Annotated in this window: 17 protein-coding genes; 11 read left to right on the top strand and 6 right to left on the bottom strand. The window is 52.7% G+C overall.

Going from position 1 to position 22,168, the window contains the following annotated elements; translation table 11 throughout:
- The first annotated feature begins 173 nt into the window (after positions 1–173).
- From GA520_RS16860 to GA520_RS16810, 11 genes are all read left to right on the top strand, one after another.
- Positions 174–1,901 (top strand): aspartate:alanine exchanger family transporter, encoded by a 1,728-nt coding sequence (locus tag GA520_RS16860; RefSeq protein ID WP_370362802.1) that lies wholly within the window; start codon positions 174–176, stop codon positions 1,899–1,901.
- Positions 1,902–2,080: 179 nt separating this feature from the next.
- Complete coding sequence (locus GA520_RS16855) at positions 2,081–2,731, top strand: hypothetical protein (protein ID WP_163338483.1); 651 nt, start codon at positions 2,081–2,083, stop codon at positions 2,729–2,731.
- Positions 2,732–2,824: 93 nt separating this feature from the next.
- Positions 2,825–4,510 carry an aspartate-alanine antiporter gene (gene aspT / locus GA520_RS16850; RefSeq protein ID WP_163338484.1) on the top strand — a complete coding sequence of 562 codons (1,686 nt, stop codon included), beginning with the start codon at positions 2,825–2,827 and terminating at the stop codon, positions 4,508–4,510.
- Between the two features lie 68 nt (positions 4,511–4,578).
- Positions 4,579–6,741, top strand: a complete 2,163-nt coding sequence (locus GA520_RS16845) for an FUSC family protein (RefSeq protein WP_163338485.1) — start codon at positions 4,579–4,581, stop codon at positions 6,739–6,741.
- A gap of 19 nt (positions 6,742–6,760) precedes the next feature.
- On the top strand, positions 6,761–6,973 hold the full coding sequence (locus GA520_RS16840) for a DUF1656 domain-containing protein (protein WP_163338486.1): 213 nt from the start codon (positions 6,761–6,763) through the stop codon (positions 6,971–6,973).
- A gap of 3 nt (positions 6,974–6,976) precedes the next feature.
- Positions 6,977–8,086, top strand: a complete 1,110-nt coding sequence (locus GA520_RS16835) for an HlyD family secretion protein (protein WP_163338487.1) — start codon at positions 6,977–6,979, stop codon at positions 8,084–8,086.
- Positions 8,083–9,591 (top strand): efflux transporter outer membrane subunit, encoded by a 1,509-nt coding sequence (locus GA520_RS16830; protein ID WP_163338488.1) that lies wholly within the window; start codon positions 8,083–8,085, stop codon positions 9,589–9,591. The genes GA520_RS16835 and GA520_RS16830 overlap by 4 nt, the downstream gene beginning before the upstream one ends.
- A 56-nt stretch (positions 9,592–9,647) precedes the next feature.
- On the top strand, positions 9,648–11,810 hold the full coding sequence (locus GA520_RS16825) for an FUSC family protein (RefSeq protein ID WP_163338489.1): 2,163 nt from the start codon (positions 9,648–9,650) through the stop codon (positions 11,808–11,810).
- A 189-nt stretch (positions 11,811–11,999) separates the two neighbouring features.
- Positions 12,000–12,449: a potassium channel family protein gene (locus GA520_RS16820; RefSeq protein WP_163338490.1), complete on the top strand. Its 450-nt coding sequence runs from the start codon at positions 12,000–12,002 to the stop codon at positions 12,447–12,449.
- A gap of 911 nt (positions 12,450–13,360) precedes the next feature.
- Positions 13,361–14,791, top strand: a complete 1,431-nt coding sequence (locus tag GA520_RS16815; protein WP_163338491.1) for a carbohydrate porin — start codon at positions 13,361–13,363, stop codon at positions 14,789–14,791.
- A gap of 240 nt (positions 14,792–15,031) precedes the next feature.
- On the top strand, positions 15,032–15,592 hold the full coding sequence (locus tag GA520_RS16810) for a hypothetical protein (RefSeq protein WP_163338492.1): 561 nt from the start codon (positions 15,032–15,034) through the stop codon (positions 15,590–15,592).
- 252 nt (positions 15,593–15,844) lie between these two features.
- On the opposite strand, the gene GA520_RS16805 is transcribed toward GA520_RS16810, so the two are convergent.
- The 6 genes from GA520_RS16805 to GA520_RS16780 form a co-directional block, all read right to left on the bottom strand.
- Positions 15,845–17,026 (bottom strand): threonine/serine exporter ThrE family protein, encoded by a 1,182-nt coding sequence (locus tag GA520_RS16805; protein ID WP_163338493.1) that lies wholly within the window; start codon positions 17,024–17,026, stop codon positions 15,845–15,847.
- A 259-nt stretch (positions 17,027–17,285) separates the two neighbouring features.
- Positions 17,286–18,395 (bottom strand): zinc-binding dehydrogenase, encoded by a 1,110-nt coding sequence (locus GA520_RS16800; protein WP_163338494.1) that lies wholly within the window; start codon positions 18,393–18,395, stop codon positions 17,286–17,288.
- 154 nt (positions 18,396–18,549) lie between these two features.
- Positions 18,550–19,317, bottom strand: coding sequence for an SDR family oxidoreductase (locus GA520_RS16795; protein ID WP_163338495.1), 768 nt, complete (start codon positions 19,315–19,317; stop codon positions 18,550–18,552).
- 30 nt (positions 19,318–19,347) lie between these two features.
- The gene (locus GA520_RS16790; RefSeq protein WP_163338496.1) at positions 19,348–20,274 is read right to left on the bottom strand and encodes a 3-hydroxyacyl-CoA dehydrogenase NAD-binding domain-containing protein; all 927 of its coding nucleotides are present in this window, start codon (positions 20,272–20,274) and stop codon (positions 19,348–19,350) included.
- Positions 20,275–20,358: 84 nt separating this feature from the next.
- A complete protein-coding gene (locus tag GA520_RS16785; protein WP_163338497.1) occupies positions 20,359–21,000 on the bottom strand; it encodes a MarC family protein in 642 nt (213 codons plus the stop codon).
- 23 nt (positions 21,001–21,023) lie between these two features.
- The gene (locus GA520_RS16780; protein ID WP_163338498.1) at positions 21,024–21,878 is read right to left on the bottom strand and encodes an acetoacetate decarboxylase family protein; all 855 of its coding nucleotides are present in this window, start codon (positions 21,876–21,878) and stop codon (positions 21,024–21,026) included.
- Positions 21,879–22,168 lie beyond the last annotated feature (290 nt).

Genomic DNA, 22,168 nt, shown 5'->3' with positions numbered 1-22,168 from the left:
TGGAGTAACGAGTTATGAATAATACAAATGGTCGTCATCACTGCAGGGCGCTTTTCACTGCGGGGTGGTCATGGCGATTTCCTGGCATTATCACGATGTTGGGCATGATGGCATTGCTCTTGGCCGGCAGTGCCTGGGCTGCCGATAGCGCAGCACAGCCCTCATATGGACCGATAGGGTTTCTTCTCAACTATCTGGCCAAAAATCCGTTTGCCTATCTGTTTTTGGCCCTGGCCGTTGGTTATCCACTCGGCCGTGTCACGGTCAAAGGGCTCTCCCTCGGAACGACGGCAGGGACACTGGTGGTGGGTATCGGCATCGCCCTGACATCCAGCGCTGTGTTTGGTATCACCTATACGATCCCTGGGCTGGTGGAAGACATCTTCCTGATGATGTTCATGTACGCCCTCGGCATGCGGGTTGGCCCGCAGTTCTTCTCAGGACTGGCCCGGGGAGGATTGGATTTCGTCATTATCGGCGTGATTACCTGCGTCTCGCTTGTCGCGATTGGTTATTTCGGTGCTAAGTTAGTTGGCCTGCCACCGGGTTACGGGGCGGGAATTATCTCAGGAAGCTACACGGTTACTGCGGTGATGGGGGTCGCTGGTTCAGCGGTCAGCAGCGGGGCATTCAAGTTGCCTGATGGCATGACTGCGGATAGCGTCATGGCCAACATGGCCGCAGGCTACGCTATCAGCTACGTGCTGTCGTCGCTGTTCACCATCCTGTTTGTCAAATACCTGCCCTCGATGTTTGGCTATGACCCTGTGAAATCTGCCAAAGAGGCCGAGGCCTCTTTCGAAGGCGGAGAGGATGGTGGCGCCCTTCCCGGCACAGCCGGAGCGTCAATTCTGGGTTTTACCGGTGAGCAGATCCGCTCCTACAAGGTCGAACACCAGGAGCTGGTTGGGCTGTCGCCCCAGGATCTTTTCAAGAAGTACCCGCATGCGGCAGTGCTCATGGTTGTAAGAGGCGACGATGTCATTGAGGCCAAGGACAACCCGACTCTGCAGATGGGTGATGTGATCGGTGTTGCAGGTCGCTACGGTGACCTGATCAGCAAGGGCACCGAAGTTGTCGGCATAGAAGTCGACGAGCCTCGGGCGCGGAAAGTTGACATCGAGGTTGCCGACATCCACTTGGGCAAGTCCGAGTACGCCGGCAAGACGCTTGAAGAGTTAGGCAGCGAGATCGGTTTCGGCGTCTATCTCAAATCGATGTTCCGTGCCGGTGTGGCGATTCCCCATCTACCCAAGACTGTGGTGGAGAAGGGTGACGTGCTGCGGTTGGCAGGACCTGCCTGGTGCGTGAACCAGGCAGCCAAAGCGCTCAAGAGCGTGCCGATCATAGAAAGCGCCTATACCGAGGTAGCCTTTATGGCGGTGGCGCTGCTGGTTGGATTTATCATCGGACATGCCAGCCTGACGATCAGCGGCATCCCGTTTGCGCTCGGTACCTCTGCCGGCTGTATGCTGATGGGGATCCTTGTGTCGTGGTTGCGCACGCGCAACCCGGACTTTGGCGGACCGACCAGCGAGGGCGCCCGCGCCTTCCTAAATGACATCGGTCTGAGCATGTTTGTTGCTGTTCTGGCTGCCGGTGTTGGGCCGAAAATCATGACCTCGTTCCAGGGGACCGTGGTGATCTGGCTCGCCGTACTCGGCCTGCTCGCTGCACTGGTGCCGCCATTATTAGGCTGGCTCTACGGTCTCTACATCCGCAAGATGAACCCGGTCATCCTGGCAGGTGCCTGCGCCGGAGCGCGTAATAGCACGCCGACTTTGAACGGGGTTCAGGATGTCAGCCAGAGCGCTATTTCGGCGGTGGCCTACCCTGTACCGTATGCCCTGACGTCAGCGCTGGTACTGATTCTCGGGTATCTAGCCATGGTTTTTGCCTGATGAACAGAACATCGGGAAAAGAGGGCTGATCGAGTTTGAACTCTGGACGTTCCCAACCCGATCGACAAATCTGCCGATCGGGTTGGTGCACTTGCTTGAGGTGGTCGGTCGATAGCTCTGCCACCGCAGGCCAACATTGAATACATGATTGTATAAAGAGATACATCCGGGGAGATAGAATGTCTGGTAACAACAAACCGATACGGATAGCTGTTAATCTCATGCGGGCGCGGTTGACCGTGATCGGTTTTAATATTGCCATTGTATCCTTTCAGATCGCTCAATTGCCCAGAATTACGGGTGGAGTCAACATCCCTGGGATAGAACACCCACTGCATCTTACAGCAGGGGTCGAATTATACATGGCCCTGGCCCTGTCGCTTATCGCCATAATTGCATTTATTATGAGCTCTGAATTTGATGAGGTCGGGACATGCACTCAGTGGACGCTGATCGCTGGTGACCTTCTCATGTATCTCGCTCTTGCGTACACAATTGCCGGTTTTTTTGCCCCATTAGGAGGATCGATACGAAACGTGGCCGCCAACCTTCCAGGCCACCCGGAACAGACCTTGATTCTGCAGAAGTCAGTTTTGATAGCAGGCGGTATCGCATGGTTCCTGGCTATGTACATTGGTCCCCTGATTTCTTTGATACGTTCGCCTTTTCCCCAGATAACTAACTTGAGTCTTGGGATCGGGTATATATCGTTAGTGCTTTTGCTTTCATGGGTAAACAGTCAGGCTGTTCTCATTGAGATTTCATCCGGTTCGTTTTTATTTGAGCCAGGCATGGTTCTCAGAGAACTAACACAACCATTGCGCTGGTAAGCGATGTTGTATTTTAACAGGCTCCTAACACCTGTTAAAAAACGCAAAAGGAAAGAGTTGACTATCGTGTTTTAGATTTTATGGAAAATTACAATGGAACTCCTGCATAATTTTTTCAGCACCGCGCCCATGGCCGCGCTCTTTCTTGCTCTGGCAATCGGCTTCTTGATAGGTAAGATTAAATTCGGAAACTTTCAACTCGGTGGCATGTCCGGCTGTCTCTTTGCAGGCGTCTTGATCGGTCAGGTTGGTGTTCCCGTCGATCCTGTGGTCAAGTCCATGATGTTTGCACTGTTCATCTACGCGACAGGCTATGTTTCCGGACCGCAGTTCGTCGCCAGCTTGAACCGCAAGATGTTGAGCCAACTGCACCTGGCCGTTTTTTCGGCCATCCTGATCTTTTCTTTCATAGTGGGTATTGCAAAATTCCTGGATCTCGACAAGGGCACCGCCGCAGGATTACTGGCCGGTGCCCTGACGGAGTCAGCCTGTATCGGTACTGCCAGTGAAGCTCTGCATCGCATGGGACTTGACCCGGAGCATGTACAAACTCTGGTGGCAAATATCGGAGTCACCTATGCCCTGTCGTATCTGTTCGGTATGTCTGCCGTAATCTTTTTTGCAAGCTGGATTGCGCCACGGCTTTTGAAGGTCAACTTGAAAGAAGAGGCAAAAGGACTAGAGGCAACCTTGGGTGTTGATACCAGTACTAAACTGCAACCCGGTCAATTTGCACCATATGAAATCCTTAGATCCCGGGTTTACAAAATTACTGCTGTAGAGGCAGCGGCTTTGACTGTTGCCGAAATTGAAAAGCGCTTTGAAGTACGAATCAACCGGGTCGCTAGTCAGGAGAAAAGCCTGGATATCAGCCCATCTCTGGGGTTGCAGGTGGGGTTTCGGGTTGCACTGCAGGGTATGCTCGACAAGGTACTTTCTGCCGGTGCTTTTCTCGGCCAGGAGTCAGACGAGCTTGAAATGATGAGTTTTGTCAATGAAGAACGCGATGTTGTTGTTACCCGGAAAGATCTGCGGGGCAAAACTGTGGCTGAGGCAGGGAAAATGCTGGATTTCAAACACCGTTTCGGAGTATACGCCACCCGTCTGACGCGTCTGGACCAGGAGATCCAAATGTATCCTCAGACCGAAGTCCACGCCGGTGATGTGGTGAGGTTGATTGGCTCTGCAAAAGATGTCGATCGTGCGGCAGAAGAAATCGGCTACTCCCTCATACCCTCCAAGGCCGTGGATTATGTCTATCTGGGTATTGGTCTGCTTGTCGGTATCGTGATGGGTATGATTAGTGTCAATGTAGCCGGTGTACCGATCTCACTGGGAACAGGAGGCGGCTGCTTGCTTTCCGGCCTTTTTTTTGGCTGGTTGCGGGCAAAACATCACACCTTCGGTAACCTCCCGTCCCCCACTGCCCAGTATCTCAGGGATTTCGGCCTGGCGATTTTTATTGTCTCGGTTGGTCTCGGCACTGGTCCGCAGGCTCTTGCCCAGATACAGCAATATGGGCTGATGCTGCCCCTGCTTGGCATATGCACCGCACTTGTCCCATGTTTTGGAATGGTCTTGTATGGTCGTTTTGTTTTAAAGATGAACCCGGTCATTTTATGCGGTGCGGTGACCGGTAACTTGACCAGTACCCCCGCCCTTAATGGCGTAATCGATGTTGCCGGAAGCAGCACCCCGGTGTTGGGGTATACGGTGAGTTATGCGGTTTCCAATGTCCTGTTGACATTTCTTGGGCCGCTGATTGTCTATGTTGTTTAAATGCGTTTGGAGAATTCGTAAACGCAAATGATACAAGGAAGCCATGAAATGGCGCTGATATCAACACAATGAAACTTTCCAGAAGGGCAAAAGAAGCCATCAAGACAGCTCTGGCGGCAACTATTGCCATTGGTATAGCGCTGTCCCTGGACTGGGAAAATGCTAAATGGGCCGGTTTTGCCGTGGCATTTGTCAGTCTGGCTACGATCGGTCAGTCATTTACCAAGGCTGTCCTGCGTATTCTGGGCACGCTGTTTGGCGCAGCATTCACTCTTTTTATTCTCGGTCTTTATCCTCAGGAAAGATGGATGTTTATGATCGTGCTCACCATGTACCTTGGATTCTGCGCCTATAGGATGACCAGGAGCAGGCATCAGTATTTCTGGCAGGTGAGCGGTTTTGTCTGTGCCATTGTCCTGGGAGCCGTAGGCCCAGATCCGGCCAATGGTTTCCATATGGCGATGAACCGTACCCAGGTGACCGGTCTTGGCATACTTGTGTACACTGTGGTCACCCTGCTGCTCTGGCCGGTCAGCTCGCAGCCGTTGTTTGCCAAGGTGACGGATACGCTTGCCTCAACCCAGCAGCAAATGCTGGCGGCTTTACTCAAATCCTTGAGCGGAGAGGATGAGCGTGAAAAGATACAGATCTTAAGAACACAGGTGCTGCAGGCTCAATCCTCATTCAATCATCTTATGGAAGGGGCAATCAGCGACACCTACGAGGTTTGGGAAGTTCGTTATCAATGGCGGAGATACGCTTCCTTTTCCGAGAAACTGACGGAATCAATGGAGCGCCTCTGGGAAAGTTTGGACGCTTTACAGGGTGTTGATCTGCACAGGCTGACAAGTAATCTCGATGATGCCGCCGCCGAGTTGAATATGCGCCTCAGCCAAATTCATCTCATGCTTACCGGCAAGGTTTCTGAGCAGCGGCCGGTGGCGATGACGACTAGGCTGGCGGACGATGTGGTGCGCACATTACCGCCTTTACAGAAGGCAGCTCTGATGAGTACCCATGCCCGGCTCACTGAGCTGTTCGTGCTCACCAAAACACTCTATGACATCGTCAGCGATATTCGCGGGGGAGATCATCCAGTGGAGATACCTGAACCACCAAAAACAAACGGCTGTTTTCTCCCCGACCCCGACGGGCTCAAGTGCGCATTTTTCGTAATGCTGAACATGTGGCTGGCCTTCTTGGCTGTCATTTATATCGATGCCCTGCCTGGCGGTTATAATCTTCTCGCAATTACAGGGTCGTTGTCACTGGCTGTGGTAACGGTACCCCAGCTGCCGATGAAATTTGTTTATCCGCCTCTTGTCATAGGTCTTGTCGTTGGAGGAGTGAGTTATGCCGTAATCATGCCTCATCTCTCCACATTTTTTGGACTGTCTATCCTTCTTTTTGCTGGCGTCTTCGGCTTCTGTTACGTGTTCTCCGAACCAAAACAGATGCTCGGCAAGGCTGCCGGACTGGCCCTGTTTTTTACCATGACGACTGTTACCAATCATCAGAGCTACAGTATACTGCTGGTAACTACCCTGACCCTGATGTTTTGTATACCAGTTTTTATCACCACATACAGTGTACATGTTCCCTTCTCAAATCGACCCGAAAAAGTTTTTTTATGCCTGCTTCGCCGCTATTTTAGAAGCTGTCGGGTGCTGATATCCGGGTTCAACCAGATCCCACCCGCTCACCGGTCATGGTTTCAGCGCGTACTCTACAGCTATCATCTCCGTGAGATCGAGACAATGCCCCGGAAGATTTCAAGCTGGATAATGTTCATTGACTCCAGAAATCTGCAGGGAACTACACCGCAGCAGATTCAGGCTGTGCAATTCAGTATGCTGACTCTCAGCTACCGTATGCAGGAACTGCTTGAAGAGCAAAACACTTCTCACGCGCCGGGTCTGGAGCAAGACGCACAGCTGATTCTTGAAGATTGGCACAAAGTAATGCTTCAGGAATTTGCCATTCTGGCAACAGCACCAGGCACCGACAGGGTTGCGCAATTTCGCAGGGATATATCCGAGGCCTTCAAGCGTTTTGAGGAACGGATTGAATCTCTGCTTGATAAAAAAGGCAATCTCTTGAAAAGCGAGAAGGACAGCGCCAGTTGTTATCGATTAGTTGGGGCCTGCAGAGGGGTCTCTGATGCCATGATCCGCTATACCGAAAACTCCGCCGCTATTAACTGGCAACCCTGGCATGAAGAACGATTTTGAATACCAATAAGGATGAATTATGAGTTCTGTACCCCATGAATTTTTTATCAGCGGGATCTATATGCCGCCCTTGCTTGTTGCTGGCATTTTGGGATTAACGGCCAGCAGCGTGACCACTCAGCTGCTCAATCGCTATCGTCTTTCGCGTTTTTTTGCAAATCCTCCACTCGCGTCTCTGGCACTGACAATCATTTATACAATTTTAATAGGTACTTTTATTATCAAGGTGTGACTCATGAAAATATCGCTAAAAACTGTGACAACCGGATTTCTTGTGCTGGTAGCCGCCGCCATTATCTTCTTTAAATATAAAGACTATATTCAAAACCCATGGACGCGTAACGGGCAGGTTCAGGCTGATATTATCCAGGTAACCTCACGGGTTTCCGGACCTATTGTATCGCTTCCCATAAAAGACAACCAGTTCGTAAAAGCAGGGGACGTATTGTTTGTCATCGATCCACGAACTTTTCAAGCAAACTACGAACAGGCACAGGCAAATCTTGATAGGACCAGTGACAGCTATGAGGCCGGCCTCCGTCAGATTCAGGCCGCAAAGGCTCAGGTCGAAGCAGCAAAGGCCGCCGTGCTGCAGGCAGACAGCAGGGTGCGTCAGCTTAATTCCGTGATTGAAAAAAACAAGGCGGAATATGAACGACAGCAGGAGCTTTTGCCGCAACAGGCCACTTCCCAGAAAGCAGTGGAGAGTACAAAGGCCAATTACGAGGTTGCTGTTGAACAGCATCAAGGTGCCGTGGCTGCGTTAGCCCAGTCCAAGGCTACCTTAAGCCAGGCGGAAGCCGCTCTTTATGAAGCCAAGGCAAAGGTGGGCAAGCTTGGCGATGCCAATGCCAGCATCCGGGCGGCACGTGCTGCCCTTCGGCAGGCCGAACTGAATCTTGAGTTTACCACAGTGGAGGCTCCTGTAGATGGCTATGTTACCAACCTCAACCTACGACTTGGCAGTAACGCCGTGGCAAATCAGCCGGCCCTGGCACTGATTGATGTGAACAGCTACTGGGTGCAGGGTTTTTTTAGAGAGACCTTGATCGCCAATATTCAGCAAGGTGATGAAGCCATGGTCACCTTGATGACCTATCCTGATCAGACTCTTAAGGGAACGGTCGACAGCCTGGGATGGGGCATCTCCCAGCAGGATGGCAGTACCGGTTATGACCTTCTGCCAAATATCAGCCCAACTTTTGAATGGATACGGCTTGCCCAGCGGGTGCCTGTGAGAATACATCTCGATGAGGCCCCTGAAAATGTGCGGTTACGAGTAGGTACTACCGCCTCGGTATTGGTTAGAACCCGACCCGATAAATCAGCAGAGAGAGGACAATGATACGTTACCCTATTCTAGCATGCACACTGCTTCTGCCCTTTCTGCTTAGTGGCTGTTTCAGCATCGGACCCGAGTATAAGTATCCTGAGGCTCCAGTGGAAGAAAACTGGATTGAGATGGACAGCCGAAAGCTGGACACGGACCAGCAGACTACTGACCGGTGGTGGTCAGATGCTTTCGGTGATCCGGAATTGGACCAGTTGGTCGGCATGGCCTTTAATGAGAACCTCACCCTTCGATCGGCAGCGCTTCGAGTGCTCCAGGCGCAACAACAGCTGGCAATTGCCATAGGTTCCCAGTTTCCACAACAGCAACAGGCCACCGGCTCCGCCTCGCGTCAGAAACAAACGGGTCTGACCTTCAACGATTACAGTATCGGTTTCAACGTGGGTTGGGAGATCGATTTCTGGGGTCGGTTCCAAGATCAGGTCGACTCGGCGTCGGCGGCTCTTGATGCCAGCGTTGCCAGTTATGACGGCATACTCGTTTCCCTGGTTTCCCAGGTTGCACAGAATTATGTGCTGATCAGGACCAATCAGCAGCGATTAAACGTTGCCAGACAGAACATTGTCCTGCAGGAAGAGAGCATGCGCATCGCACAAGCTAAATTTAGGGCGGGTGAAGTGAGCAGGCTGGACCTGAATCAGGCAGAGAGTCTGTTGAATAACACCAAAGCATCAGTGCCTGCACTTGAAACGTCGCTGCAGCAGCTGCACAACGGTCTGGCTATTCTCTTAGGTGAACCGCCAGCAAATTTCACTGCGCTGCTCAGTAAAGGGCAGGATATTCCTGAGACTTCAGCCACCATCGCGATAGGAATGCCACAGGATCTCCTGCGACGTCGGCCTGATATCCGTCTAGCCGAACGCCAGCTTGCCGCACAGAGCTCTCAGATCGGTTTTGCTATAACAGAACTCTACCCGCATCTCTCCATTGGCGGCTCAATCGGTACAGAAGCCATGAACAGCGGTGATCTCTTTACCAACGATGCCCAGATCTGGAGTTTGTTCGGCATGTTCGAATGGAACATCTTCAACTATGGTCGTTTAAAGAGCAATGTAAGGTTGCAGGACGCCCTTTTTCAGCAGCTTTTGGTTGATTACCGCAATACGGTGCTGGAGGCGCAGGGTGATGTAGAGGATGCCATTGTCGCCTACCTGAAATCCCATGAACAGCTCAAATATTACCGTGTAGCAGCCAAGGCAACACAACAAGCGGTTGATACGGCGACCATCCAATATAAGGAGGGAGAGATTACCTTCAACTGGTTGATAAGCATCCTCAAAGACAATCTGGGACAGCAGGACTTGCTCGCAGAGGCACGCGGTTCGACAGCTACCAATCTTATCCGTGTCTTTAAAGCACTGGGTGGAGGCTGGGAAATTCGCAAACAGAACAATCCCGTGGATATGTTGCCTGCCAGAACCAAAGCAGAGATGCTGGAAAGAACTGGTTACTGGGACGGTACATTGGACAGCGGTGACCAGGATGGCACAAGCCAGTAGTGTAACGTCTGTCAGTGGGGCTGAGCCGTGTAAACCCCGAACCAGCTAAAGACACCATGACAATTTCCACAAAAGCAAAAGAGTCTTTCAAGATCGCCTTGGCGATGGTGATCACCTACGGCATCTCGCTGACGATGGACTGGGACAGGACGTTCTGGGCAGCCTTGTCGGTGATTTTCTGCAGCCTGGCGACAGCCGGCGAATCGGTTAATGCCGGCATCGATCGTATCATGGGCACGGCCGTCGGTGCCAGTCTGGCGCTGCTTGTCGTCTCAGTGTTCCCGCAGGATCGCTGGCTTTTCCTTATTAGCCTCAGCGCAATAATCGCCGTATGCAGCTATCACATGACCGGCGGTTCTCTGCGAAAATCGGCCTGGTTCAATGCCGGCTTTAACCTGCCCATCATCGCCATCCTCGGCGAATCGGGCGGCTTGGTCGGGCCCGCCACATTTGACCTGGCGATCCTACGGGTCCAGCAGACCACCCTGGGCGCCATCGTCTACAGCTTGGTGGCGGTACTGGTCTGGCCACGACGCGGCGGCGAAGATTTCGTCAATGCCGTGCGGGATATTTGCCGCTTGCAGCACCAGCTCTTCAGTGGCTATATCCATCTGCTGGTGGGCAAGGCCGCGGTCGGAGGCCTGCAGGAACCCATGGCAAAGGTGGCCACGCAACTTCCCACGCTGGGCGGCAAGCTCGAGGGGGCAGCTTACGACAATCCGGATGTTCGCCTCATGGCCGGCGCTTGGTCCAGTCATCTTCGCAATGTTCGGGCGCTGCACATGGCGTTTGATCGTTGGAATTCGGGTTTCGAGGAATTCGAGGGTCTCGACCTGCGGCGCTACATACCCGACTGGGACAATTTCATCGCCGGGGTGGAGATCTGCTTCCAGGGTGTGGACCGGCTCATGTCTGGCCAGCCGGCGCTGCACGAACGGAAAGTGCTGGAGCTGCCGCTTGATGAGCAAGCCATGGGCGAGCTGTCGTACTTTCAGCGCGCTGCGGTGGTTTCCTGCCGAGACCGTGTGCTGGCCGTTGGAAGCCTCGCGGCGTCGCTGTTTGACAGCGCCAGCAGTATTCGCAGTGGCGAACCCCGCACTGAGTATGAGAATGGTCCGCGTGAGCAGCCTGAACCCTGGACCATCGACCTGGACCGGCTCAGCACCACGATCCGGCAAACCACCGCGCTGTGGCTGGTGTTCCTGGCGGTCATCTATGTGGAAGCAGTTCCTATCGTAGTGGCGACTGTAGCGTTGACCAATGCCTTTTCAATGGCCTTGGGCCAGAGCTCCCATGCGCAGGCGACAATGATGTACAAACCGGTCGTCCTGGGCGGGTTGTTCGGCGGTGTTTTCTATATGTTCATTATGCCGCACCTGTCCGGTTTCTTGGAGTTCGGCAGCTTTCTCTTCGCGGCAATTTTTGCCGTGGCTTACATCTACAGTGATCCCAGGGCAAAGATGACGAGAGGCTTGTGGATGACCATGCTGGTGCTGATCATGGGTGCCGACAACCAGCAGGTCTACAGTTTCCTGGTGTTCGCGAACTTTCTCATAGTGGGCGTGCTGTTCGTGACCTTCATGGCTATCGCATGGCGCTTCCCTATATCCTTCAGGCCCGAGGATCGGCTGCGTGCGCAGTTTCGGCGGTATTGGCAGAGTGCCGCATTCCTGCTGAGGGACCTTGCCGTCGCGGGCCAAAGCAATCGTCTGTACCGCTGGCGCCGCGGGTTTCACAGGCATCAATTGTCCGCCTTGCCGTCACGACTCAAAGTCTGGGCCTCGGTGCTGTCTCGAGCAGCATTGGGAGACGCGGACCGCAAGCACCTGGAGGCGTTGTTGGGCAGCATGCAGTTATTCAGCCATCGCATTGGGGATCTGCAGGAGGCTCATCGCGAGGCAATGCATCTTCAGCGCATTGGTAAGCTGCGTTCCTGGGGCGACAACCTGCACACGAGCCTGGCGATATCCATGGAGCAGCTCGCGCAGGATCCAGCGGTTTTCAATAGCAGTCGCTGCAGGGACCAACTGGATCAGGCCGGGGATGACCTGCAGCGTGTCGTGGAGGAACTTCTCGGCGATGCGGATCTGACGCGGGAGGAAGGCCAACGCGTGTATCGCCTGCTGGGTTCCTGTCGAGGCTTGCAGGGTGCTATCCGCGGCGTGGTGGTCGAACTTGAACACATAGACTGGCAGCGCCTGCACGAGTCGCGTTTCTAAAAGAGCCCGCCGTTGCTTGTCGTCTCTTTTTTGGGACTCATTGCTGCCATTGTGACGGCGCATCTGTTCAACCCATTAATATGATATGCAAAAAACGACAAAGGCCCTTTACTTCACGGTATATTGGTGTTGCGAAAAGCATTAATAATATCATGAGAATTTGGAACAAATAATTACAAGAGTGATGAGATGCTGTTCAATGTTGCGATTGCCATTGTGATGATAGTGATAACGACAGTCGTTCATTCAGCAGGAATGATGCTGTCAATACGACTGATTAAATTAAAACCGGGTATGCTAAGAGATCAATTATTGCATAGACGTGCTTTTGGTGTTGCAGCTATTGTTATTATCATGTTCTGTTTTTCACTGTTGGAGGTATTGTTGTGGGCAATCCCCTATCTGGCGTTTGGAGCGGTTAAAGGTTTTGAGGAAGCCGTTTATTTTTCAATGGTCACCTACACTACACTTGGCTATGGAGACATAGTGCTTGCTGAACAATGGAGGCTTCTAACCTCCTTTGAAGCTGCCAACGGCATTATCATGTTCGGTTGGACAACGGCAATTGTTATGGCCGTAATCAAAAAGGCGTATTTTGACACACTTTATACAGACTTAGGGGAGAACAACAGCCAATAATGAGAAAGATCTTTAGATCTATTCTCATTTCGGATTTGGCCATGTCCCTCTGAATTGACGTGGGCAAGATCACAGCCTTCGTCATTAATCAATCTATGCATTTGGGAAGTGCCGATTCATATGGTTGCTCATGCGTTTCGCGAGCACATCTATAGAAAGACAATCGTTAAAAGTGACTCTCGCCTTGCAATGATTGACTTTGCGCGATCACTGTTTTGGCTTTCTGCACTCGAGCATCAGTGTTTACAAGAACAGTCTCTAATTTGACAAGACAAAACCTGCAGGCTCCGATTACGTGGTCTACAGATTTTGTTTCATTGATGATATTAACCTTAAGTCCAATAGAAATGTGTCATGTTTTCAGCCATAGTAAATGAAATAGTTGTGATTCCTCTTAATCTGAGGGATTGAGTCAAACGGTTGCACATATCGATAAAAAGATTTGAGGATCTACTGTTAGCCCCATGCCGATCTACATTTTGTATCACACAGCGTATATGGATACTACAGAGAACATGCTCTATTTTTATGCGGATATTTACGGACGGGATCAATTGCTGGCCAAGGCATTGTTTAGCCCGGATCGTAATGGATGATGCACGTATTTTTAACCAGGCTGCTCATGCAACAGTCATCTGGCACGAGCCTTTACCGATCCTTTTCCTGGTGTGGTCGGCATGTCGCACTATGTGTGTTTCTCAGCTCAGGTCTAATGAAGAACACATCCCAGTATCGCCTGCTGATGTCCATTATCTGAACCAGTGCGTCGTGATTAAACACGGTGGCTGCTGCTAGCTCGAGATCCTTTTGCAGTGCCCCTCACTTGTCAACGGCCAGTCGACTGTACCAGAAGAGAATTTCGTGCCAGCTCAGAACCCAAGTGAACCACACTAAAGAAGGAGACTTAGATAATGTTGAAAACAGTGATATGGTTGTTAGTGTCAGTATTTGCTGTTGGAAGCGTTGATGTGCAGATATCAATAGCGGAAGAAACGGCACAAGTCGAAAAAAACGAGTCATCGGGCAAAATCGCTCTCTCAGAAGTGGCACCGGAGCTCTATTTTCAGTTACGACGCTATCAAAAATTTTATGGTGATCCAAACATGATTAATGGAGATCTCTCTGAGCGCAGCTTTCTGTTCGACGATTTGGGCGGTATCCGAGATACGTTGACTGATCACGGAATATACCTGGACATGTCCGTGACCCAGTTTCTACAAGGAAATATGTCTGGGGGGGAGGATAATGGAGACGCCCGGTACAACGGAACTGCAGATTACTGGTTGACGCTCGACACCGGCAAGGCCGGGCTTTGGTCCGGCGGGGCTGTATTTCTGCATGCTGAAAGCTCCTGGCAGGCTGACAAAAGCATCAACTCCGACACCGGCAACCTTCTTCCCCCCAACTTCGATGCCACTATGCCGACGCCAGGAGAAAATGAGGGACTTGTTTTGCCTGAACTCTATCTGGTGCAGGCACTGCCGGCCGATTTTCTTGTGCTCGCGGGAAAAGTAAATTGGGCCGGTCTGGCCGATAACAATTTGTTCGCCAATAACGAGCATACCCAGTTCTTGTCCACGGGGCTTGTAAACAATCCCATCCTGGGAGCATTCGTTCCTTATACATCGCTGGGTTTGGGTGGTGTCTGGACACCCAGCAAAAAGCACACCGTCGCCCTTATCGGTATCCAGAGTGACGGTAACGGGACGACTACCGGTTTCGACAATTTCAACGGAGAATATACACTCGGTCTGCAGTACCAGTTTTCGCCGACACTCGGCGAAAACCTGCCGGGCAATTATCGCATCATTGCCGGTTACAGCAATAAAGAAATATTAAAGTTCGACATCTGTCCGCGTCAACTTATCGGTTCGATCACTGGTGAGGTGCCGGTTGCGAATGAATCGGAGAATTATACGCTTCTGCTGAACTTCGATCAATATCTCTGGGTCAAGGACGGCAATCCTGATACAGGGCGCAAAGGCCTGCCCCCGGTTGGGTTCGGCATTTTCGGTCGTGCCGGGTGGGCACCTGCAGATCGCAATGTAATCGATCAGTTCTATAGCTTTGGGGTTGGCGGATATGGCATGCTCATTCCTGGCAGAGACTCTGATCAATGGGGGATTGGCTGGAGTGGCACACACATCTCCAGCGACATGAGAGGTAGCCTTGATTTTTTAAGTATCGAGGTTGACAGTTTCGAGCATGCCGCAGAGGCCTTCTACAACTTTGAGGTGACACCTGCAATTCACCTGAGCGTTAACGCACAGGTTATCGACTCAACTGTTCCATCAGTTGATACTGCATACGCCCTCGGAACGCGTTTACAAATTGATTTTTAAGGTTTTGTGAAGGGTGGTGAATTTCCTGAAATTAAGAGGAGTGTATCGGATGCTTACTGTTTTTCCTCAGGTGAAGGCATTTTCCGAAGTAACGCAGAGATGCGGGAAGGAGCTTTCTCCGACAGGCTTCTTTCTGATTGAATTAGTTCGCTAAGAGCAGAGACCTGCGGGGAATGCATCAAACATTCATTTTGACCGAATAATCCCAGTAGTGCGACATTTTGAGAAGGAAATCCATTAATGAAAACACATCGTATAGCCCTCTTCGATATGGACGGCACTCTGGCCGATTATGACGGCAGGATGCGGCGGGATTTAAAAAGACTCCAGGGACTGAACGAGACGGAGTACGCACTTCATGATAACAAGGCGCCTAAATATTTCGGTGCAAGGCTCGATCTGATCAAGGCCCAAACCGGGTGGTGGCTCAACCTTCCGAAGCTGAAGATTGGCTTCGATCTCATGCGGGCGGCCCAAGAGCTGGGATTTCATGTTCAGATTCTCACCATGGGGCCACACGACACACCGTCGGCCTGGTCAGAGAAAGTCCAGTGGTGTCATAAGAACATCGGCAGGTCGGTGAAAATTACCGTAACGGAGGATAAAAGCCTCGTTTATGGCAGTATTCTTGTCGATGATTCCCCTAAATTTATTTCAGCATGGCTGACCCATCATGCTGATGGCCTGGGTGTGTTACCAGCGCAACCTGCGAACGACGGCTTCCAACACCCAAGAGCCATTCGCTACGACGGGAGCAATCTTGAAGCAGTGAGGAAAAGGATGAAATCAGTGCTGGATTAGCTGCGGGAAGGTTGGTTGCGGTCTTTCCCATGGATTAACCGGCGCAAAAATGTGTAAAAGAACAGAAGAATCCTGGACTTTTTTGCCCGTTCCTCGTCCTGCCTGATCAGCAGAAACGCCGGATACACCAATCGTATGTCCGTTTTTGTGGGAGGGGTAGCTGTTAGGCTATAGGCTATAGGCTATTCCCCTGTCCAGATTGGTGCCAGGAGATGACAGCAGAGGTCATCTCCTGAAGGGCATGTATAGCTCCTATTCCCTGAGCCACTTGCGCTCCGTTAAAAAACGTGCCGCTGCCAGGCCTCCTGCCAGTGCGCCTACAATAAAACCGACCAGGATTGCCGAGTTCAGCCCGGGAAGTATCCTGCCCTGGGTGAATAACACAATCGCTTCGAAAGCATAGAAGCCAGGCACCATCATGATGATCCCGGGGGTCGTGAGCGCGATGCGCGGGGCGTTGAAGTGCCTGCGTACAAGCGATGCCAGCAGCCCCACGGTGAGTGCGCCGAGAAACGTCGCCGCAGGCAGCATCAGGCCGGCATCGTGCATCGCCAGCCGGAGTTCGTTGCCTACGAGCGAGAGTATGCCAATGACGGGCAAGGTGCGTGTTGCAATGTTGAAGAGGATCGCAAAGCCACAGGCGCCTCCGAAGCTGGAGAGGGCACGCAGAGAGATCTTCAGCGGCTCCTCAATCTGATGCGGCGGCGGTTGATCGATGGATAACCCGAAAACAGCGGTAACGACACAAAGGCCAATCGCTGCGACCACCATCATCGTTGCGCAGTAAGCGAGCCGTTGGAGAGCGATGACCGTTTGGTGCTGCAGCAGGTCGAGAAGAGCCGCGATTACAGGGAAGCCTGGAACAAGGAAAAGAACCGAGGAAATAAAACCGGTGGCATGCCGCGCGACGCCCAAGCCAGCGCAGGCCGACACGGATGCAATGAGGCAGTAGAGACTGGCTGCGACTATGGCGCACAGTACTGCGACGGCGTATTGGTTAAACCGCCGACGCAATAGCAGCGTTCGCAGGCATTGGCCGGTGCCGCCGGAGATAGCCGCAACCGCCACTTCGAGGAGGGTTCCGCCGTTGATAAACGCAAACGCGGCTGACGCGACGCTGATTGCGGTACAGGTTTGGGCGATTGAATAAAGCGGGGGCGACGCCTCGATTGCCGCTATTTTCGTGGCAAACTCGCCTGGTGTTATCTCAGACTGGTTGGTGCTCGCAATTTCTTCCAGGGCGCTAATCCTCCAAACATTGACGCCGGGAGAGTCGATCTCGTGCACCATAGTTGCATGCTCTCTGCCACGGTGGGCGCTCGCAACGATGCTGTCGAGAGCCAACCGCACCGTCAGCGCGTCGAGGCCCATACGACCCGCGACTACTCGCATCCAGTCCCGCACACGAAACGCAGTATTGCCGGCACGCAGCATCGCAGCTCCAAATTGGAGCAGGCTTTCCAGCGCCTCGGTGAGTGCGACTGAGGATTGGGCCTCCGCGTGGTTTAGGTCAGTGTGTGTTGTTATTGGCTTTCCCCTCGCTTTGTGATCGGATCGGCACGCTCAAACGATCTGTCGATGCTGCAGGTAGCTAAAACTCACCTTACCGCGCCATGGTCGTACGTGATTTTACCATGGCTGCGGCGAAGGCTGTCTCCCGAATGTTGGAGATGGCTTATTAATATTACCGCTATCAATCAAACACAAACACTCCGCGAGCGTTGGCATTGGCAAGCAGGTCTTCCACGGCCTTGTGTACATCCTCAATCTTGTAGGTCTGGCTGACCAGGGTGTCGAGGTCGAGGTTACCGGCCTGGTATTGACCCAGCAGCGATGAGATGAACTGACCGCTGTTCGCGCCACTGCCTGCGGCCTTATGCCCGCACATGCACCTGCCGGTGGCTGTCAGTTCAAAAGCATTGAGTTTGATTTCCTTGTCAGGCGCCGGCACACCGACGGTTACGGTCCTGCCAAGTGGCCTGGTTGAGGCATAGGCCTGATGAATTAGCGGCGGAATACCTACGCACTCGATGGCGACGTCGACACCAAGACCACCGGTGATCTCGTGGATTTTTTTCACAGCGTCTTCTTCGTCACCCTTGATCATGTGGGTGGCCCCCAGCTTCTTTGCCAGATCAAGTTTGTTGGCCGAAAGATCCACGGCGATGACCATGGGAGCTCCGGCGATACGTGCACCCTGGATCGCGTTAAGACCAACACCGCCGCAGCCGAATACCGCCACGGTATCTCCCGGCCGAACCTGACCTGTATTGATTGATGCACCGGCGCCTGTCATAACGCCGCAGCTCACCACGCAGGCATATTTCATGTCGATAGAAGGATCTGCCTTCACGCAGCAGTCCTGGTGCACCACGGCCTCCTCAGCCATGCACCCCACTCCTAAAAAAGATTGCACTGCAGAGCCGTCGGCGCGTTTGTGTCGTGTTGTGCCGTCGGTATACACTCCGGCCATCTGCTGCTCGAGAGGGTGGGAGGCACAGAAGTTGGACAAGCCACGCTTACACATCACGCATGTGCCGCAAGCCGGGCTGAAATTAAGGACTACGTGGTCGCCCACCTGGAACTGGGTGACCTGATCCCCAACTTCGGCGATGACGCCAGCACCCTCATGACCTAATACACAGGGTAGTGGTGTCGGCAGACCGCCGCTGATCACGTGATGATCCGACATGCAAAGGCCGCAGGCCTTCATGTCGACCCGCACCTCCTTGGGACCCGGAGGCAATAATTCAAGATCCTCAACTCCAAACTCATTGACTCCTGTAACGACTACTGCTTTCATGATGTTGTCTCCTGCTTGAATGTCTTTGTTTACGTATAATTAAGGGTTGCTTCTCGCCAGTTATAGGTGCGTCCCATGCATATCGCACGCTGGGACCTCACTCTCGAAACGGGGCGGACGGATGAATATCAACCTTATCCGCCCCCACCGCTGTCTAGGACGGGATGTGTCCGTCGACGGCGATCACTTGGCCGCTGACCCGCTCTCCGACGGGGCTATCCAGGTAGAGCACACAACCGGCAACGTCTTCGGGCGGAATAAAGGTACGCATCGAGTTGACGGTGGCGCGTTCCTTGGTGACCTGCTCAATGGTCTTTCCTTCTGCCTTAGCTGCCGCCTCAATGACGCGTTTCTGACGGTCACCGATGATGGCACCGGGGCAGATGGAGTTGACGCGGATATTGTCGGGGCCAACCTCGGCTGCTAGCGATTCTGTCAGCCCGAGCACACCCCGCTTACAGGCGGAGTACGGCGTGCGTTGTACAAAGGCGTGAATGCCCCCAACTGATGACATATTCATAATGAGCCCGCTCTTCTGCGCCTTCATACCCGGTAAAACCTTGCCAATGCAGTGGAACTGGGCAACAAGCCCGATGTTCAGGACGGCACGCACGTCGTCCATGGAGATCTCTTCGATATTGGCAGTCGGCCCGCCGATGCCGGCGTTATTGATCAGGGTATCGCAGCCGCCGAGGAACTTCAGCGCGTTGTCCAGCCAGGATTCAAGATCGGCATCGTCGCCAACGTTGCAAACCTCGCAAAGCAGGCTGTCTGGATGTTCTGCAGCGAATTCCTTAACTTTTTCTTCGTTGATGTCGCAAACGGCAACCTTGTGGCCGAGTTTAAGATACGCCTCGGCGATAACCTTGCCAATTCCGTCCGCTGCTGCCGTAATGATAACTCTTTTGATTTTGTCGCTCATAATAACCTTCCTTTGTTTGGATATTCGATTTTAATCTGCCTTGGGCAATGGGTTTTTCTCCAGCGCCTCGAGAACTGATAGCTGACGCTTATCTCGCACCATCGCGAATTCTCCGCTCTTGTTCAGCGGGTAGCTCTTTCCACCTTGCTCCTCAATCATCTCCAGCGTTTCTGTCGAGAGCGGTTGCAGCCCCATCGGCTCGTCGAGTCGCGCGAATATATTTTCGAGGAGTCCACGCATTCCACCGTCGCCCCCGCCAAGCTGACCGGCCAGGAAAGGTCCGACGCAGGCCCAGCGAACGCCGAGCGAGGCCATAACTATCTTGTCCAGACCTTCCATGTCGACAACGCCCTCTTTGACGAGATGGATCGCCTCTCGTTGGAAGACATACTGCAGACGGTTGGTGACAAATCCGTCAATCGGCTTTTTCAGCCTTACGGCGACGCGGCCAGCACGTTCGTAGAAATCCATAAGACGTGCGACCAACTCGTCAGGTGCGTCTGGCACGGCGCACACCTCGACGATAGGCAGCACATGGGGCGGGTTGAAGGGGTGGCCGATCATGGCCCGCTCCGGAGATTTCATCTTCGCGCCGATCACCTCGGGTGTGATACCTGAACTGGAAGAGGCAAAAAGAGTTTCACTATCGCAGAACTTTTCAAGAGCTGTATACATCGTCTGCTTGAAGTCGACTGTTTCAGGCCCATTCTCTTGAACCATATCAGCATCCTTGACCGCTTCCTCGAGTGTCTTAAGGCAGGAGACTCGCTCCATGGCCACGTCGACGTCGGTCGAGGGGATCTCAGAAAGCTGGGTTCGAAGCATCTTCCGGACTATGCTTTCGTAGTCATCCCGAACGTCAAAGATCCGGACCCGATACCCCTTGGCTGCGAACGAAGCCGCGTAGCTGCACCCGATGACACCAGCACCGACAACAGCTACTGTTTCTTGTGACATGAGTATTTCTCCTGGTGATTATTGGTTGTAAGTATTGTTCGAATTTATTGTTTTTTTCACTAAAAGTAGCCCCAAGCCTTGTTTTCAACCGGAGGCCTTCAGTCCCTCAATCGTAATCACTCCCCAGCTATTGAGGCCCACGAACATCAGCTCCACCGCAAGACCGACGAGCAAAATGGCAATAATCTTTCCAAGGGTCAGCATCACCGCCGGGCTCAGAACGCGGGCGATCCGCAGGCAGTTGCGCATGAATACGTAATCAATCAGCATAATCACCGCAATGCTGGCAGCGAGAGGAATCAGAGGGAGAAACCCATCGCTCGCTCCGACCAGACTGATGATGAGTATGAGGACTGCCGGCGAGGACATCAAGGGCATAGCCAGCGGGTATACTGCTATGTTAGGTGACAGAGCAACACCCTTGCCCTCCTTTTTGGCGCGCTCGGGGTCCTCCACGATGGTTTGCAGAGCAAATACGAGCAGTACTATCGCTCCCCCGATCTGGAAGGCAGGGATGGACACCTTGAACAGGTCGAGCGCGAATTCACCCAGGACGATGAACGCAGCGAGGATTGAGGCAGCCGTCACGACTGCCCGCAAGGCGATGGGTCGAACTTCGTCCTCAGTTGCGCCTGAACTCGTCGCGGCGGCTGCGAGAATCACGGTCGGTTTTAGCGGACCGATTACGGCCCACATGAGAAGAAAGAGTTCAAGCGGATTAAACATAGTATCTACCTTTTGGTTAAGTCTTAGCGTAGGATACGCTGATCGCTCAGATCCTTGCTTCCGGAGTAGTGCCGGATCATCGCTCCGCGGTACTCCTTGATCTCGAGCGCGGCTAAACCGCTGACGATATGATACTGGGTCGGCATATCTTCCCACCGGGTTTTATGGAATTTGATAGTGCCTTTGCCCGCGAACATCTCCGTGACCTTGACGTTTGGATTGGCGGCGGGAGTGATCACAGGATAGGAGGCATCCGCGGTACCAAATTCTCCAACCTTTGGCATGTATCTGTAATGAAGCAGGCCCAGTTCAACGCCCTCGGGTACGTCCGGAGCTGCCGGTTCCGCTACGGGGATCGGTTTCATGTCCGTGAGTTCCATATTGAAGAAGGTAAAGCCCAGCCAGCTAGCAGCAAAACGAGTAGTTCCATCGAATTCCCACGGGTCGGGGAGCTCGCAGTAGACCTTGGAGAACCCGATCTCTTCACGTCCCGAGGCGATCGGATCGGCGAGATTCTCCCACAGTACAGTAAGGAGCGGCCCCATGGCTTTGTCCTCTTTGCCTTCAAAGTAAGCATTAAAGCTGACCCCGAGCATCTTGTAACCGCGTCCTGCAAGCCACGGTATTCCACGCATGTCGGTAAGACTGACTGTTACGACAGGCTCGCCAACGAGAGAAAAGCCTTCAGGGCACAGCGCCGCGAGCTGGTCTTCGTTCGATAGAAAGTTCACGATCCAGTCCGTCTGCTTGGGCCATTCCTTGTTCTCTTCATCGAACAATCGCCCATCCGGGCCTTGACGGGGACCAGCTTGAGGACCGAAGTGAGTGGGCTGGCGGTAAATCTTGCCGGGCAGAAAGCTGTAGTTTTTGGTGCTCATTGATTTGCTCCTTATCTTTTGTTGTTTTACGTAATACAACATTACGGCCTGAAACCAAGATCAGCACAAGTGCAAAGGCAAACACCAGCATACGTTTGGCTGAGGTCGATTGTTACAGGTCTCTTCTAATATCTGAATGATGAGGTGTTTAGCTGAAGTACGCTGATATTTTTTTTCTCACACTTTTTAGCGTTTTTCAATTAAACCAGCGCCGGTTGTATCGCTGCTTAAAAGCGCTACAATGGATACTTGCTCCCCAAAACGTCTAAACACGAGAGTTCTATGAACTA

This window comes from Desulfopila sp. IMCC35008 (assembly GCF_010646885.2).
GTDB lineage: Bacteria > Desulfobacterota > Desulfobulbia > Desulfobulbales > Desulfocapsaceae > Desulfopila.
Note: the sequence above shows the minus strand (reverse complement) of the source record. Positions and strands in the feature narration are given on the sequence as shown.

Bases quoted from the DNA above. Each gene is read 5' to 3' on its own strand.
- GA520_RS16855 (WP_163338483.1), top strand. From the start codon at position 2,081: ATGTCTGGTAACAACAAACCGATACGGATAGCTGTTAATCTCATGCGG.
- aspT (WP_163338484.1), top strand. From the start codon at position 2,825: ATGGAACTCCTGCATAATTTTTTCAGCACCGCGCCCATGGCCGCGCTC.
- GA520_RS16845 (WP_163338485.1), top strand. From the start codon at position 4,579: ATGAAACTTTCCAGAAGGGCAAAAGAAGCCATCAAGACAGCTCTGGCG.
- GA520_RS16840 (WP_163338486.1), top strand. From the start codon at position 6,761: ATGAGTTCTGTACCCCATGAATTTTTTATCAGCGGGATCTATATGCCG.
- GA520_RS16835 (WP_163338487.1), top strand. From the start codon at position 6,977: ATGAAAATATCGCTAAAAACTGTGACAACCGGATTTCTTGTGCTGGTA.
- GA520_RS16830 (WP_163338488.1), top strand. From the start codon at position 8,083: ATGATACGTTACCCTATTCTAGCATGCACACTGCTTCTGCCCTTTCTG.
- GA520_RS16825 (WP_163338489.1), top strand. From the start codon at position 9,648: ATGACAATTTCCACAAAAGCAAAAGAGTCTTTCAAGATCGCCTTGGCG.
- GA520_RS16820 (WP_163338490.1), top strand. From the start codon at position 12,000: ATGCTGTTCAATGTTGCGATTGCCATTGTGATGATAGTGATAACGACA.
- GA520_RS16815 (WP_163338491.1), top strand. From the start codon at position 13,361: ATGTTGAAAACAGTGATATGGTTGTTAGTGTCAGTATTTGCTGTTGGA.
- GA520_RS16810 (WP_163338492.1), top strand. From the start codon at position 15,032: ATGAAAACACATCGTATAGCCCTCTTCGATATGGACGGCACTCTGGCC.
- GA520_RS16805 (WP_163338493.1), bottom strand. From the start codon at position 17,026: ATGCTGCGTGCCGGCAATACTGCGTTTCGTGTGCGGGACTGGATGCGA.
- GA520_RS16800 (WP_163338494.1), bottom strand. From the start codon at position 18,395: ATGAAAGCAGTAGTCGTTACAGGAGTCAATGAGTTTGGAGTTGAGGAT.
- GA520_RS16795 (WP_163338495.1), bottom strand. From the start codon at position 19,317: ATGAGCGACAAAATCAAAAGAGTTATCATTACGGCAGCAGCGGACGGA.
- GA520_RS16790 (WP_163338496.1), bottom strand. From the start codon at position 20,274: ATGTCACAAGAAACAGTAGCTGTTGTCGGTGCTGGTGTCATCGGGTGC.
- GA520_RS16785 (WP_163338497.1), bottom strand. From the start codon at position 21,000: ATGTTTAATCCGCTTGAACTCTTTCTTCTCATGTGGGCCGTAATCGGT.
- GA520_RS16780 (WP_163338498.1), bottom strand. From the start codon at position 21,878: ATGAGCACCAAAAACTACAGCTTTCTGCCCGGCAAGATTTACCGCCAG.